The sequence below is a fragment of the Ralstonia sp. RRA genome, from assembly GCF_037023145.1.
Classification (GTDB): domain Bacteria; phylum Pseudomonadota; class Gammaproteobacteria; order Burkholderiales; family Burkholderiaceae; genus Ralstonia.
The window spans coordinates 2438321-2452913 of the sequence record NZ_CP146091.1; the positions used below are offsets into that span (position 1 = coordinate 2438321).

Annotated in this window: 6 protein-coding genes and 1 pseudogene; all 7 read left to right on the plus strand. The window is 65.2% G+C overall.

Going from position 1 to position 14593, the window contains the following annotated elements; translation table 11 throughout:
- Positions 1 to 310 precede the first annotated feature (310 nt).
- The gene (locus V6657_RS11870) at positions 311 to 1519 is read left to right on the plus strand and encodes a capsular biosynthesis protein (RefSeq protein WP_048933514.1); all 1209 of its coding nucleotides are present in this window, start codon (positions 311 to 313) and stop codon (positions 1517 to 1519) included.
- The gene (locus tag V6657_RS11875; RefSeq protein WP_048933515.1) at positions 1512 to 2297 is read left to right on the plus strand and encodes an SDR family NAD(P)-dependent oxidoreductase; all 786 of its coding nucleotides are present in this window, start codon (positions 1512 to 1514) and stop codon (positions 2295 to 2297) included. The genes V6657_RS11870 and V6657_RS11875 overlap by 8 nt, the downstream gene beginning before the upstream one ends.
- 6 nt (positions 2298 to 2303) lie before the next feature.
- A complete protein-coding gene (locus tag V6657_RS11880; protein WP_048933516.1) occupies positions 2304 to 3872 on the plus strand; it encodes an LTA synthase family protein in 1569 nt (522 codons plus the stop codon).
- A 75-nt stretch (positions 3873 to 3947) separates the two neighbouring features.
- Positions 3948 to 11576, plus strand: a pseudogene (locus V6657_RS11885) (SDR family NAD(P)-dependent oxidoreductase).
- Positions 11573 to 12469, plus strand: coding sequence for a UDP-3-O-acyl N-acetylglycosamine deacetylase (locus tag V6657_RS11890; RefSeq protein ID WP_048933518.1), 897 nt, complete (start codon positions 11573 to 11575; stop codon positions 12467 to 12469). Before V6657_RS11885 ends, V6657_RS11890 begins: the two are co-directional and overlap by 4 nt.
- 16 nt (positions 12470 to 12485) lie before the next feature.
- Complete coding sequence (locus V6657_RS11895) at positions 12486 to 13841, plus strand: aminotransferase class I/II-fold pyridoxal phosphate-dependent enzyme (RefSeq protein ID WP_048933519.1); 1356 nt, start codon at positions 12486 to 12488, stop codon at positions 13839 to 13841.
- A 46-nt stretch (positions 13842 to 13887) separates the two neighbouring features.
- Complete coding sequence (locus tag V6657_RS11900; RefSeq protein ID WP_048933520.1) at positions 13888 to 14547, plus strand: GNAT family N-acetyltransferase; 660 nt, start codon at positions 13888 to 13890, stop codon at positions 14545 to 14547.
- Positions 14548 to 14593 lie beyond the last annotated feature (46 nt).

The following is a 14593-nucleotide window of genomic DNA, read 5'->3' on the forward strand; positions in this document are numbered from 1 at the left end:
AAGCGCAGATTCATCTGCGCCATACCAGCCCAACATGACGCCTGCACGCAACTGCCGCAGACTCGCAATTTTGGGGCACCGATTATAGCCAGCGCTTCATGGCGGCGCCATTATGCACCGCCGCCAGTTGCATCCAGTTGACAGCGGCCTCCAGGAATTTCCTTACGAGGCATGGCCGCTTACGGTATCCTCCCACCCTGCCCGAAGGGTTACCACGGCTGGCCTCGCCATGCCGTACGGGCCTCGCCGCCCCACCTCTTCTTTTTTAATCATTCCTTAACATTCAGCCGGCCGCCCCGCTTCCTCATTGATGCGCCGATCTTTTCTCGCCCTGCAAGGCACGGCTTCTCCGTTCTTCCGCCAGTTGCTGTCTGCCCTAAGTGAGCGCGGACACCGCGTGCAGCGCGTGAACTTCTGCGGCGGCGACCTTGCATATGCCGGAACCGAGGCTGGATTCAATTATGCGGACGACGTCCAAAGCCTTCCTGGCTGGTATTCCGATCTGCTTAAATCGGGCGACTTTACTGACATCCTACTCTTTGGGGATTGCAGAAAAATCCATAAGCCGGTATATCCGGTTGCCGAGCAAAATAATGTTCGTGTAAACGTTTTTGAAGAAGGTTATGTCCGGCCGCATTGGCTTACCATGGAGGCGCATGGGGTCAATGGCCGTTCACGCTTGCCGCGTGACCCGGCCTGGTATCGCGAGCATCGCGCCGTGACGCCGCCCAGCCCCGCTGGCCAGACCACCGGTTACAACCTCTACGAACGGGCCTTCCACGACATCCGCTACCGCATGGCTAATGCCTTGTACGCCAGTCGCTTTCCTCATTACGAAAGCCACCGCCCCCACAATGGCTACCGCGAATACGTGGGGCTGGCCAGGCGCCTGCTTCAGCAGCGCCCGCACAAGGTCGAGGCGGAGCGGCTTACCGAGCGCCTGCTGACAAAGAAGCTGCCCTATTACCTGTTTCCGCTGCAGCTGAATTCGGACTCCCAGATTCAGGTCCATTCGCCGTTCGATAGCGTCCGGCAGGCGATTGACCGGGTACTCACGTCGTTCGCCGCACATGCCCCTGCGGATGCGCTGCTGATCATCAAGAACCATCCGCTGGATACCGGGATCATCGAGTATCGCCGCTACGCCAAGGAAACCGCAAAGGCGCTCGGCATGGCCGACCGCATTGAATTCATTGATGCGGGCCATCTGCCGACCTTGCTCGACCATGCGCGCGGCGTGGTGGTGGTCAACAGCACTGTCGGCTTGTCCGCCCTGCACCACCGCCGTCCGCTGATCGCGCTGGGCACGGCCATCTACGACATGCAGGGCATGACCTGGCAAGGCTCCCTGGATGCATTCTGGCGAGAGGCCGAAGGACCGGACATGGCGCTCTACCAGGCGTTCCTGGACTACCTCGTGCACCACACGCAGATCAACGGCGACTTTTACACCCGCAAGGGCATCGCCATGGCCACAGCCGGTGCGGTGAAGCGACTGGAGACGACAGCCCATGACTGATCGCCGCCCCCGTTGCATCGTCATTACTGGCGCCAGCGCAGGGATTGGCCAGGCGCTGGCCCACGCCTATGCAGAGCCCGGCGTCACGCTGGGGCTGGCCGCACGCGATGCTGCGCGGCTGGAAGCCTGCGCGGAGCAATGCCGGCAGGCGGGCGCCACCGTGGTCACCGCGCAAGTGGACGTTCGTAACGCCGACGCCGTAGCCGCGTGGCTGACAGCGTTCGACGATGCACACCCGATCGACCTGCTGATCGCCAACGCCGGCGTGGCAAGCACGCTGTCTTCGTCCAGCGACTGGGAAGACCTGGCACGCACGCGCGAGGTGTTTGACACCAATTTCTACGGTGCATTCCACACCCTGCTGCCTGTGCTGGAGCGCCTGCGCGCGCGCAAACGCGGGCATGTGGTGGTGGTCAGTTCGCTCGCGGCCATCCGTGGCATGGCCATCTCGCCGGCCTACTGCGCAAGCAAGTCGGCAATCAAGGCCTATGGCGAGTCGGTGCGGCCGTTGCTGGCAGCCGATGGGGTGCGCCTGTCGCTGGTCTTCCCCGGCTTCGTCAAGACGGCGATGAGCGATGTCTTTCCGGGTGACAAGCCCTTCCTGTGGTCGGCCGAAAAGGCGGCGCGATATATCCGCGCCAAGCTGGAGGCCGGGCGGGCGGAGATCGCATTTCCGGCGCTGCTGGCGCTCGGCATGCGCCTGCTGCCGTTGCTGCCCCCACTGCTGGGCGACCGCATCCTGGACCGGCTGTCCTATCTGCCCCGGGCAGAGCGCTGACGCAACATGCCGGGCACAGTCATCCTCCTGCTTGCCCTAGCGATGTCGTTCCTACCGGACGCCATCGCTTTGCCGCGTTCCGCGCCGCCGTGGCGGCGCAGTGCGGCCGCCCTTGCCACGCATGTTTTTTCTGTGGCGACAGTGTTCCTGCTGACGTTGGCGATATCGGCACGCCCGCTGTTTGCGGGGTTCGTAGCCGTGTCGCTGACGGCGCTGCTGGCCGTGGTCAGCAACGCCAAGTACACATCGCTGCGTGAACCACTGGTCTTCACAGACCTGAGCCTGTTTAGCCAGCTGTTCCGCCATCCACGCATGTACTTGCCGTTCCTGAGCCTGCCCAACGTGTTGGCGCTCGGCGTTGGTGTGGCGGTCTTCGTGGCGGTGCTGGTGCTGAGCACACCACTGCCAGATGCCCCGCGAGGGCTGCTTCTGGCCGGCGCTGCAGGCTGCGCCCTTGTGCACGCGTTGGCTGCGCGCGCGCTGCCACTGGCGATACAGCCCGACACTGACCAACGCCTACACGGCTTCTACGCGGTGTTCGTGGCCGGCCTGCTCAATGGCCTGCGCCCCTCCACGGCAGCGGCACTGCAAACGGCGATGAGCCGTGGGCCGTTCTCGCGCACTGCAGAGCCGGCCGTACGGCCGGACGTCATCGTCATCCAAAGCGAGTCGTTTTTCGATGCACGCCGGCTTGGGGCAGCGGTGCGCGCCGATCTGCTACCGAACTTCGACGCGGCATGCGCAGCAGCAGTGCAGTGCGGCCAGTTGGAAGTCCCGGCCTGGGGCGCAAACACGATGCGTACGGAGTTCGCACTGCTTTCGGGCCTGGATGCCGCCGCACAAGGCTATGCGCAGTTCTACCCGTACGCCTATATTCGCCGGCCATGCACCTCACTGGCGGGATGGTTCGGTCGCGCGGGTTACCGCACGGTGGCCATGCATCCGTATCACGGGGATTTTTTTGGCCGGAATCGCGTGCTGCCGTTGCTGCATTTCGATCGGTTTCTCGACATCCGACATTTCGATCAGGCGCGGCGCGCTGGCCCCTACGTGGCTGACGTTGCCGTGGCCGATGCCATTCAGGCCGAACTGGAAGCCGCCGGCGATTCACCAGCGTTCGTCATGGCAATGACCATCGAGAACCACGGCCCGCTGCACCTGGAGCGCGTAGCTCCCGGCGAGGCCGCCTCTTATCATGCGTTTGGCGAAGGCAAGCCGTGGGATGACCTGACGGCCTACCTGCGCCATTTGGTGAATGCGGATGCCATGGTCGGACAACTGACGCGCTATCTGGCTGGCCGCAAACGCCCCGCGATCCTGTGCTTCTATGGCGACCATGTGCCGGCACTGTCGGCGGTGTATCGCCAGACTGGCCAGCAGCCCATGGATAGCGACTATCTGGTGTGGCGCAGCGATGCTGTGTCCACATCGCCCCCCCGGCAAAAACGCGTGCGGGCCCGTATCGAATCGCTGGGGCAGTTGCTGATCGATTGCATCAGCGCACCACTACCGGCATCGCGGGATGCCGGGACATCAAGAACAAACACGGCCAACACTGAGAACCAGCAGCAATAGTCTCTGCCATCCGGGTATGCGCCAGGGTGGCAATGTGAAGCCGCAAGCAGAGCAGAAATCGAGCAGGTTAAGAAGATGAAGGATGCAATCGCTGTAGTCGGAATGTCGTGTCGGTTTCCGGGAGGAGTGCATAGCCCGGAGGATTACTGGAGGCTTCTGGTTGCCGAAACCGATGCCGTGACCGAGGTGCCACCCGACCGCTTCAGTACCGAGTTCTATCAACACCCCTCCAAGCGCGAACCCGGGAAGAGCTACACCTTCGCAGCCGGCGTCATCGACGACGTGGCGGGCTTCGACGCGGAGTTCTTCGGCATCTCGCCACGCGAAGCGCAGCAGATGGATCCGCAGCAGCGCCTGCTTCTCGAGCTGGCCTGGGAAGCGTTCGAGCATGCGGGACATGCGCCCCAGCAAATGGCTGGCCAGGACTGCGCAGTGTTCATCGGCGTGGCAGCACAGGACTACGGCGACCGCGGCGTCGACGACCTCAGCGTGGTGGATGCGTATTCCGCCACCGGCAATACGCTGAGCATCGCGTCCAACCGCATCTCGTATCTGTTCGACCTGCGCGGACCGAGCATGTCGATCGACACGGCGTGCTCGTCGTCGCTGGTCGCGCTGCACCAGGCGTGCAATGCAATTCGTGCCGGAGAGGTGGAAACGGCCCTGGCTGGCGGCGTCAACCTGCTGCTGCATCCGTTCCCGTTTGTCAGCTTTGCCAAGGCGTCGATGCTGTCGCCCAATGGGCGTTGCCGCGCGTTTGATGCCTCCGGCGACGGTTATGTGCGAGCCGAAGGCGGTGCACTGGTCATGCTCAAGTCGCTGTCCAAGGCCCTGGCCGACGGCGACACCATCCACGCTGTGATCACGTCGTCGGGGGTCAACTCGGATGGCCATTCGCAGGGTGGCATCAACGTGCCAGCATCGGCAACGCAAGCGGCGTTGCTCGAAAACGTTTACGCCCGTGCAGGCATCGACCCGCGCGAGCTGGACTACCTGGAAGCGCACGGCACTGGCACCGCAGTTGGAGACCCCATCGAGACGCGCGCGCTGATTGACGTCATCGGCAAGCTGCGCAGCCCCGATGCGCCGCTGCTGATCGGCTCGGCCAAGACCAATGTGGGTCACCTGGAGACGGCGTCTGGCATGGCGGGTCTGATCAAGGCGATCCTGTGCCTGAAGCACCGCGCAGTGCCAGCATCGATCCACTTTCGCACGCCGAATCCCAATATCGACTTCACGGGCGGCAACCTGCGTGTGGTCGACCGCTACACGCCGCTGCCACCCAAGGACACGCCTCTGCTGATTGGCGTGAATTCGTTCGGTTTCGGCGGCACCAATGCACACGTGCTGCTGCGCGAAGCCGCGCCGTCCACCAAGGCGGTCGCAACCGGCAAGGCACCAGACCGCTCCGCCCCGCTGATGCTCAGCGCGCGCTCGGAAGACGCGCTGCGAGCGCTGGCTGCCGCCTATCGCGACCAACTGAACGCGGGCATATCGTGGCAGGCACTGGCAGGCGCCACGGCCCATCGCCGGCAGCCCTTGCGCTACCGTGCGGTCATTGACCCATCCGACACTGGCGCGGCAACAGAAGGCGTCACGGCACTGGCTGCGTTGGCGCAAGGTGAAAGCACTTCCGCTGTGGTCACCGGTGAAGCCGTTACCAGCGACGGCAAGCTGGCACTGGTGTTTTCCGGCAACGGCTCGCAGTGGACCGGCATGGGGCAACGCCTGCTTCAGGAAGACAGCGTCTTCCGCGCAACCGTAGAACAGATCGATGCCTTCTGGTGCGCTGACGGCAGCACGTCGCTGCTTGAAGTGATGCGCGCAGGCGCCACCGCCGAGTGGCTCCAACAGACGGAAAACGCGCAGCCGCTGCTGTTTGCGATGCAGGCAGGTATCGTCCATTCGTTGCTGGCGCAAGGCCTGCGCTTCGATGCGTGCTACGGCCATAGCGTGGGTGAAGTGGCGGCAGCCTACGCCGCTGGCGCCCTGTCGATGCAACAGGCGGTGCGCGTCATCAAGGTGCGCAGCCGCGCCCAGGCGCTAACCGCTGGCAAGGGCAAGATGGCCGCTGCGGGCGTGAGCGAAAGCGCTGCGCGCGAACTGATCGCCGAATTGGGCCTGGGCGATGTATTGGAAGTCGCCGGCATCAACAGCCCCGGTGCCGTCACGCTGGCTGGCTCGCTCGCTGCGCTGGAGGCCGTGCAGGCACGCCTGGCCCAGAGCGGTCATTTCTTCCAGGTGCTCGACCTGGACTACGCCTTCCACAGCCGGCAGATGGATGCCATCCATGATGTCGTGGTCGAAGGCCTGCGAGACCTGCAACCGCAGGCCACGCACTGCACCCTCATCTCAACGGTGACCGGCACGCCGCTGTCGGGCACCGAACTGGACGCCAGCTATTGGTGGCGCAATATCCGCGAGCCGGTCCAGTTTGAACCGGCCACGCGCCAGTTGATCGATGGCGGCATGCGGCTGTTCCTGGAAATCGGCCCGCACTCCATCCTGCGCACCTATGTGTCGCAGTCGCTGGAGACGGCACGCGCGAACGGCATCGCCCTGCCGACGCTCAAGCGCAACCACGACCAGGGCAGCCAGTTGCGCCATGCCTTCTGCGCGGCGCTCGCGCACGGCGCGCGGCTGGATCGCAATACCGTTTACCCCGACGCACACCGCGAGATCGTGCTGCCGACCTATCCGTGGCAGCGCACGGCCTATTGGGCGCCCATCACGGCGGAAGGCTACGACCTCGTTCACCGCCACCGTGAGCACCCGCTGCTCGGCTACCGGTTGAAGGACGCTGCTGCGGCCTGGGAAAACCAGATCGACCCAGTCAAGCTTCCGATGCTTGCCAGCCACGTGGTGGATGGCGCCGTCACCTTCCCGGGAGCGGGCTACGCCGAGATGGCGCTGGCTGCCGCGCGCAGCTACTTCGGCACGCAAGATTGCGCGGTCGAGAACCTCGAAATCCGCACGCCGGTGGTCTTCCAGCCGCAGCAAGGCCGCCTGTTCCGCTTGACGCTCGATCCGCGCACGGCGGGGTTCGTGATCGAAACACGCCCGCGCGTAAGCGATGATCCCTGGACCATCAATGTGACCGGCCGCCTGCTGGTCGGTGGCCCGTCGCAAGGCGCACCGATCATTGCGCCGCACAGCCTGGCCGCGCTCGAAGCCCAGAATCCCGTTGCCGGCCGCACGTTGTATCAAGCGGCGCTCGCCCTGGGCCTGGAGTTTGGCGAGGCGTTCCGCTGGGTGCAAACGGTCAGGGTCGATGGCGACGTTGCGCTGGCCGAGTTGGCGGTACCTGCCTCGCAGCAGGAGCAGCTCGCGCGCTACGCAATGCATCCTGGCGCGCTCGACAGCGGCCTGCATCCGTTGCTGGCCCTGATGGCCGCCGACCAGACCGGCGCCGGCCAGGCCGCCTATGTACCGGTGCAGTTCGGCCGCATGGACTACTTTGGCGGCGTGCCCGCCCGCGTGGTCGCACGCATCGAGCGCCGCAGCCCGCATTCGCTGGTCGCCAGTTTCCAGTACCTGGATGCGGCCGGCCATACGGTGCTGACGCTCTCTGCATGCCGCTTCCGCCGCGTTGACCTGATCGGCCGTCGTCATGGCAAGCCGGGGCGCTATGTCTTTGCCCTGGAGGCCAAACCGGCAGCCGAAGACGCAGTTTCGGCCGCGGCTCCGTCGCCGGCCAGCTTGCTGGCCACGGCGGCCGCTACGGTCGCCGGCATCGAAGACGCAGCACACCGCGACCGACACCTCGCCGAGGTCATGCCACTGCTCGACGTACTGGCCGCAGCCTATGCCCTGCGTGCCGTTCAGGCACTCGACGTGCTGCGCAAGGCCGAATTGCCGGTGTGCACGAACCCGGCGCTGCTTGCGCGGTTGGTCGACATGCTGCTGGAAGATGGCGTCCTGACGCACCGCGACGGCGTGCTCGCATTGGGCGACGAAACGCTGCCGGCCATCGAAGATCTCTGGCGTAGCCTGCTCTCGCTGTCGCCCGGCCACGTTGCCGAACTGACACTGCTGGCACATTGCGGCGCATCGCTGCCCGCAGTTCTGCGCGGTACGCTGGAAGCGGCTGCCGTGCTGCCGTCGACGCGCAACAGCCTCCTGGACCATCTGTTCGAAGCCTCCCCCACCTGGTCGCATGTGAACGCCATGACCTGCGCCAGCCTGGATGCGTGCATCGAAGGATGGACCGAGCGGCGTCCGATGCGGGTGCTGGAAATTGTTCCGCCGCAGGCCAATCTGTTCGAGCCGATCGGCGCGCGCGTGCAGGGCCTCTGCGACTACACCATCGCTGGCAGCGCCGAGCAACTCGGCGCGTTTGATACGGGCCGTCATCCGCTGATCCGGACCGCGACCCTGCAATTGGGCGAGCAGCCCGCGCTGACGGTTGAAGCCGGACGCAGCGGCACCTTTGATGTGGTGGTCATCAACAACCTGCTGCGCGCCTCTGACAAGCCCCAGCGTTTGCTGGCGGCGCTGCGCACGTGGATGACGCCAGGTGCGCTGCTGGTGCTCAGCGAGGCTCAGGCAAGCCGCTTCTCCGACATCGTGTTCGGCCTGTCGCCCGAATGGTGGTTTGCAAGCCGTGGTGACCTGCTCCCCACGGAGTCCATCGAAGCCATGCTGCTGGCCGAGGGCTTCCAGGCACCAGCCCGCCACGTCGAGGCCGATCTCCAGCTTGAAGGCGCCCCGGTGCTGCTGCTGGCACGCCGGCAGCTTGGGCGCCCGGCGGATTCGCACGACATCGACGCACTCGCCGCCAACGAAGAACACCCGGCAGCCAACTGGCTGGTGGTGTGCCCCGGCGCACCGGCCGAACTTGCCACCACGCTGGCTGCGGCCATTGCCGGCGCAAACCCGGCAGATGGCAGCTCGCGCGTTGCGTTGGTGGACTCGCCCGAAGCTGCGCTGGCGCATGCAGCATTGGACGACACCGCGGTACCGTGCCAGATCGTCTTCCTTGCCGCAGACGCACCACAGCTTGATGCTGATGTGGACGCCACCAAACTGATGCAAGCGCAGGAGCCGACGTCGGTTGCGCTGGCGCGGCTGGTACGTGGCTTGAGCGGCAAGCGCGCGAGCGTGCGTCTGTCCATCGTCACGCGCGGCGGCGCGCCGCTGAGCGCACCCGACACGCCCGCAACGGCGCTGCAGCCGGCACAGGCCACCCTGTGGGGTCTGGGCCGCGTGCTGATGAACGAGTACGCAGAGCTGCATTGCAGGCTCATCGATATCGATCCGCGCGAAACGCAGCCGGTGCCGGCGCTCAGCCGTGAGCTGCTGTGCAACGATGCGGAAGACGAAGTGGTGCTTGGCCTCGAAGCGCGCTACGTGTCGCGCATGCTGGCTGCTGAAGTCGGTGAGTTGCGCGAGCAGGCGGCACGCGCTGCGGCAGGTGCGTCGGCCGTACCCGCCGTGCTCGGCTTCAAGTCAGCAGGTTCGCTCAGCCACCTGGAGTGGTTCCCGCTGCCCGCATTCGCGCTGGAGCCTGATGAAGTCGAAGTGGAACCGGTGGCCGCGGGCCTGAATTTCCGCGATGTCATGTACGCAATGGGCCTGTTGTCGGACGAAGCCGTCGAGAACGGCTTTGCCGGGCCCACCATCGGCATGGAGTTCTCCGGCCGTGTCACGCGCGTGGGCAGTGCGGTCACGGCTTTTGCCGTCGGCGACCCGGTGCTCGGCTTCGCCCCGGCCTGTTATGCAAGCCGGCTGCGCACCCGCGCAACGGCATTGGCTCACAAGCCCGCACGGCTGAGCTTTGAAGAAGCCGCCACCATCCCGACCACGTTCTTCACGGCGCACTATGCACTGAACGAACTGGCACGCATCCGCAAGGGCGAACGCGTGCTGGTGCATGGCGCAGCCGGCGGCGTCGGTATTGCCGCTGTACAGCTGGCGCGCCACCTTGGCGCAGAAGTCTTCGCCACAGCCAGCAGCAATGAAAAGCGCGAGTTTGTGCGCCTGCTCGGCGCGAGCCGCGTGTTCGATTCGCGCAGCCTGGCATTTGCGGACGACATCCGCTCCGCAACCGGCGGCGAAGGCGTCGACGTCGTGCTCAACTCGCTTGCCGGCGAAGCGATGGTGCGCAGCATTGACGTACTGCGTCCGTTCGGCCGCTTCCTTGAGCTCGGTAAGCGCGACTTCTACGAAAACAGCCGGATCGGCTTGCGCCCCTTCCGCAACAACATCAGCTATTTCGGCATCGACGCCGACCAGTTGATGGATGTGTCACCGCAGCTCACCGCCGCACTGTTCACCCAGGTGATGGCGCTGCTGGAACAGGGCGTGCTCGATCCGCTGCCGTACCGCGCCTTCCCTGTCGCGCGCATTGAAGATGCCTTCCGCTACATGCAGCAAGCACGCCAGATCGGCAAGATCGTCGTGACCTTTGCTGAAGGCGTGCCCGCACCGCAGAACACCGACGCACCGCATCTTGCGCTGGACCCTTCCGGCGCGTACCTGGTTGCGGGCGGCACCGGTGGCCTGGGCTTCGCCACGGCACGCTGGTTGGTCGAGCGTGGCGCTCGCCATGTTGTGCTGGCGAGCCGACGTGGCACGCTCGCGCCCGAGCTGGCCGAAGAAGCGGCACGCTGGCGCGACACGCTGCAGGTCGAGACGACCGTCGTGTCGTGCGACCTCAATGACGGCGCTGCAGTGCAGGCATTGGTCGACAAGCTGGGCAGCAACGGTACGCCGCTGAAGGGGCTTGTGCATTCGGCCATGACCATCGCCGACGGCCTGATCGCCAACCTGGATGACGCCGCCATGCGCGACGTGCTGGCGCCCAAGGTTGCCGGTGCCTGGAACCTGCACCAGGCCACGCGCGGCCTCGCCCTCGACTTCTTCGTCGTGTACTCGTCGGCCACCACCTTCCTGGGCAACCCTGGGCAGTCCAACTACGTGGCCGCCAACGCCTTCCTCGAAGCGCTGGTCCACCAGCGCCGCGCGCTAGGCCTGCCGGGCACCTACATGGCCTGGGGCCCGCTGGAAGATGTGGGCTTCCTCGCTCGCAATGCGCAAACGCTGGAAGCGCTGCAGGGCCGTATTGGCGGCCGCGCCATCACCTCGGCGCAGGCGATGGCCGCCCTTGAGCAGGTACTGCTGCGCGGCCAACCCGGCGAGGCGGTACTGTGGCTCGACTGGAAATCCATCTCGCGCGTCATGCCGGCTGCGCGCTCACTGCGCTATCTCGACATGCGCAGCGGCATCGGGCAGGAAACGCAGCGCGCCGATGGCGCCGGCATGCTGATCGAGATCCGTGCGCTCGCGCTGACCGAAGCCGTGCAACTGGTGATCGAAACCCTGCAAGCGTAGATCGCCCGGATTCTGCATCTGTCCGCCGCCAAGATCGACCCGGACCGTTCGGTGACCGATCTGGGCATGGACTCGCTGATGGGCATGGAGCTGGGCATGGCGATCGAGGAATGCTTCGAGGTCAAGCTACCGGTGATGATGTTGGCCGAAGGCGCAACCGTGCGCTCGCTGGCGCAGAAGATCGCCGAATCGGTGCGTGCCGGGGCATCCGAGGGCCAGGACGCGGGCGCCGCCAGCGAGATGGAGCAGCAGTTGGCTTCCCTGTCGGCTATCCACGGCACGGACCTCAGCAGCGAAGATCTCCAGAAGATGGCCAGTGAATTGCGCACCAACCGTTCGATCAACGATGTAGCCACCGAGACGACGTCGTGACGACATCATCGGGCTGGGCAACCAATCAGGGCACGTTGGCGCGCGAGCTGCGCCTGTCCGGCCACGGGCTGCATACCGGCAAGCGCGTCAACGTACGCGTGCATCCCGAAGGTGTCGGACACGGCATCGTGTTCCGCCGTATGCGTGGCGGCCAGCAGCTCGCAGTGCTGCCGGCCTCTGCGGGGCTACGCCTGGCGCAGCCGCTGTGCACGGCGCTGCAAGACGCCCAGGGCCAGCGCGTACGCACGGTCGAACACCTGCTTGCTGCCTTGCTGGCCAGCCAGATCGACCACGCCACCGTCGAGATCGATGCCGAAGAAGTCCCCATCCTGGACGGCAGCGCTCTACCCTGGCTGCAGGCGATCGAGGCCTGCGGGCGCCTCCCGCTGGACGCACCCAAGCGCTTCCTGCGGGTGCTCAGGACCATTGCGGTAGAAGACGGGCCCATGCATCGCACCACCCTGGAGCCGGCTGACCACTATGCGATGTCGGTCACCAACGATCTCAAGGGGTTCGGTGAGATGAACTGGCAGGGCATTATCGATCCCGCCTCGTTCGCCGCTGACATCGCGCCATCGCGCTCATATGGGCGCCTGCGCTGGGCGCTGCCGGCCATCCTGTTTGGCTACCTGCACGGCAAACCCATCCTGCGTGGCGCAAGGCTGTCATGCACCGCCACCATTCTTGGCTCCGGCGTCATTGGCGGCATGCGCCTGCCGATGGAGTTCGTGCGGCACCGCGTGCTCGACCTGGTTGGCGACCTTGCCCTGCTGGGCGCGCCGCTACAAGGCAAGGTCACGGCCTTGCGCCCCAGTCATGAAATGAACTATCGGCTTTGCGCCGCCCTGCTCGCCCAGCCCGACGCCTGGGAATGGGCGACCCCACCACATTGATGAAGGAACGCGCAGCATGAGACTGGGAGACCAGTTGCGGCAGCAGCTTGCCGCCAAGGCCCTGAAGCGCCAGCTCGACCGGGTCACAAAGGAATTGGAGACGGGCGCCGAACGGGCGGCCGCGACTGTGCACAACGGTCAGGCGGCACAGCCGGCCACACCGGCGGACTATGCGGCACTGTGCCGCTTCGACACGCTGCCCGCGTATCAGCAGGTCTCGATCATCCGCGAGGTGAGTGAGCGCATGGGCATTGCGTCACCCTTCTTCCGCGTGCACGAAGGCGTGGCCGGTGCCACCACGCAGATCAACGGCCAGTCCTACATCAATTTCGCCAACTACAACTACCTCGGCCTGGCGGGGGACTCCGTGGTTTCCGAGAACGCCAAGGCGGCGATCGACCAGTACGGCACCTCGGCTTCGGCAAGCCGCATGGTGGCCGGCGAGCGGCCGATTCAACGTGACCTGGAGCGTGCGCTGGCCGATCTCTACGAGGTCGATGATTGCGTCGCCTTTGTCAGCGGGCATGCCACCAACGTCACCACGATCGGCTGCCTGTTCGGCCCCGGTGACCTGATCCTGCACGATGCGCTCGCCCACAACAGCATCGTGCAGGGCGCGCAGCTCAGCGGCGCCAAGCGACTGAATTTCCCGCACAACGACTGGGCCGCACTGGATGCGCTGCTCACGCGCGTGCGGCGTGACTATCGCCGCGTGCTGATCGCCGTGGAAGGCATCTACAGCATGGACGGCGATTTCCCCGAGCTGGAACGCTTTATCGACATCAAGCGCCGCCACGGCGCTTTCCTGATGGTCGACGAAGCGCACTCGCTCGGCGTGCTCGGCGCAACCGGCAGAGGGATCCGTGAGCATTTCGGGCTGGCCGGTCGCGATGTCGACATCTGGATGGGAACCTTCAGCAAGACGCTGGCGGGCTGCGGTGGGTACATCGCGGGTGAGCAGGCGCTCATCGATATCCTGCGGCATCTGGCGCCCGGCTTCCTCTACAGCGTCGGCTTGTCGCCGGTGCTGGCTGCCAGTTCGCTGAGCGCGCTGCAGCGCATGTTGGAAGAGCCACAGCGCATCGCTACGCTGCGCGAGCGCGGACGCCAGTTCCTGGAGACTGCGCGCGAAGCCGGTCTCAACACGGGTCTCAGCGCCGGATACTCGGTCGTGCCGGTCATCGTCGGCAGTTCGCTCAAGGCCGCGCAGTGGGCCAATGCGCTGTTCGAAAAAGGCATCAACACGCAACCGATCTTCTATCCAGCAGTGGAAGAGAAAGCCGCGCGACTGCGCTTCTTCATTTGCTCCACCCACACGCCGGAACAGATCGCCTATACGGTGGCGACAGTTGCGCAGTTGGCTAGCAAGTAGCAAGTAGCAAGTAGCAAGTAGCAAGTAGCAAGTAGCAAGCAACATCATGGATACGGCCGCCCCGAGAAACGCAGTATCAACTTCAGCGCTCACGTTCCGTCGCGCTGTTGCTGACGATGCCGCTGCGCTCGCGCCTTTGGTGCTGGCTTCCGGCAGTCAGGAATTCGACTGGCTGCTCGGCGTGCCGCCGCCGGAATGCGAGGCCTTTCTGCGCCGGACCATCGCCACTGCGCGCGGGCGCTTCTCGTGGAGACGCCACTTGGTCGCCACGCTCGATGGGCAGCCTGTCGCAGCGCTCGCCATCCAGGACGGCAGTCGTAACTGGCTGGATGACCCGTACTCGGCCCAAGACTTTCTGCGGCATTTTGGCCCCCGCCGCACACTTGGCATCATTCAACGCGGTCTGACCCTTGAGAGCGAAATCCCTGCGCCCAAACGCCGACAAACACTGTTGGCGCACTGCGCGACGCATCCGGACCTGCGCGGCCGCGGCATCTTCCGCGCCCTCTTCGCCTATGCGATGACGCAGCAGTTGCTACCCGCCGCACCCGGCCAGATGCTTGTGCTCGACGTGCTGGACACCAACAGGCAGGCAGCCGCGCTTTACCGGGAACTCGGCTTCGAGCCGATGGAAGCCCGCCGCCGTTCACCCAAACTGCCGGCACACCTGGCGGCTACACGGATGCGATATCGCGTGCAAGGCTGAGCGGCTACGCTGCGGTAGCGAAATCAAAGGTAACGCCTACCCTCGA

What these genes read in the sequence shown, in the direction of transcription:
- V6657_RS11870 (WP_048933514.1), top strand. Translation starts at nt 311, where the DNA reads ATGCGCCGATCTTTTCTCGCCCTGCAAGGCACGGCTTCTCCGTTCTTC.
- V6657_RS11875 (WP_048933515.1), top strand. Translation starts at nt 1,512, where the DNA reads ATGACTGATCGCCGCCCCCGTTGCATCGTCATTACTGGCGCCAGCGCA.
- V6657_RS11880 (WP_048933516.1), top strand. Translation starts at nt 2,304, where the DNA reads ATGCCGGGCACAGTCATCCTCCTGCTTGCCCTAGCGATGTCGTTCCTA.
- V6657_RS11895 (WP_048933519.1), top strand. Translation starts at nt 12,486, where the DNA reads ATGAGACTGGGAGACCAGTTGCGGCAGCAGCTTGCCGCCAAGGCCCTG.
- V6657_RS11900 (WP_048933520.1), top strand. Translation starts at nt 13,888, where the DNA reads ATGGATACGGCCGCCCCGAGAAACGCAGTATCAACTTCAGCGCTCACG.